This is a genomic window from Dysgonomonas sp. BGC7, assembly GCF_001261735.1.
Taxonomy (GTDB): domain Bacteria; phylum Bacteroidota; class Bacteroidia; order Bacteroidales; family Dysgonomonadaceae; genus Dysgonomonas.
Genome location: NZ_CVRP01000033.1, coordinates 1 through 813, shown reverse-complemented (window position 1 = coordinate 813; position 813 = coordinate 1). Strand labels below are relative to the sequence as shown.

Sequence of the window (813 nt, the reverse complement as noted above, 5' to 3'; positions counted from 1 at the left end):
GGACGATTTTTCTAAACAAAAAATTATTTGGATTGAGTTAACTGATCATCCAAATTTTGCTTTAGATTTAGACGGATACTACATTAATAATACTGTGTTTTTTATTACAGGAAAACATCTCAAATATTTAACCGCATTTCTAAATTCCAAAATATGTGAATGGTATTTTGATAAGATATGTGCAACATCTGGAGTAGGCACTCGAAGATGGATTAAAATGTATATAGATCAGATTATGATACCTAAAATAAGCTTAGAACAGGAGTCTGTAATTGAAGCCATAATGGATAATATTACTGATAATAAAAAGATTAGCCCTAGCGTGGAAATGTCAATAAATAGTCTGATATCGGAATTGTTTGGTTTGTCTGCCAATGAGTTTAACCATGTCATGAATGCTATTTTATAGTGTTTTCGAGAAATTCAACTTCTTCAATAGATAGCTGATATAGATCATATACTAAGCGGTTTACCTCCACTTCTATATTAATCGTATCTATGTGTTTATTTCTACTTTCTTGTATTTTTTTTGTTAAATAAATAAGTTTATCTTTCTGGTATTCTGCTATTTGAGGAATTGGCATCTGCTCCACAAACATTGGTTTAAATTCAAAATACCCTCCATTGCGAGTAACTCCTAACGATTTTATGTAATAACTGCTTATATTAGAATTTAATAATCCTAATAAATATAAATCATTTGAACAAAAAAAAGCAGAGGGAGCATTAATATAATAACCTTCATCTATTAATGTAAATTGGCTATTCAGACTGAGGTTTCCCCAACCTATTTTTTGCTTAGAGAAATCGTCC

2 protein-coding genes are annotated in these 813 nt (G+C 29.8%); one reads left to right on the top strand and one right to left on the bottom strand.

The window, feature by feature from the left end; all coding sequences use genetic code 11:
* Window positions 1–409 (top strand): TaqI-like C-terminal specificity domain-containing protein (locus BGC7_RS17490; RefSeq protein ID WP_304435844.1); only part of this gene is annotated, 409 nt, incomplete at its 5' end.
* Here the strand turns inward: BGC7_RS17490 and BGC7_RS17485 are convergent.
* Window positions 399–813, bottom strand: a 415-nt coding sequence (locus BGC7_RS17485) for a TaqI-like C-terminal specificity domain-containing protein (RefSeq protein ID WP_199318945.1), incomplete at its 5' end; no start/stop codon positions are given. The two genes, BGC7_RS17490 and BGC7_RS17485, sit on opposite strands and share 11 nt — an antisense overlap.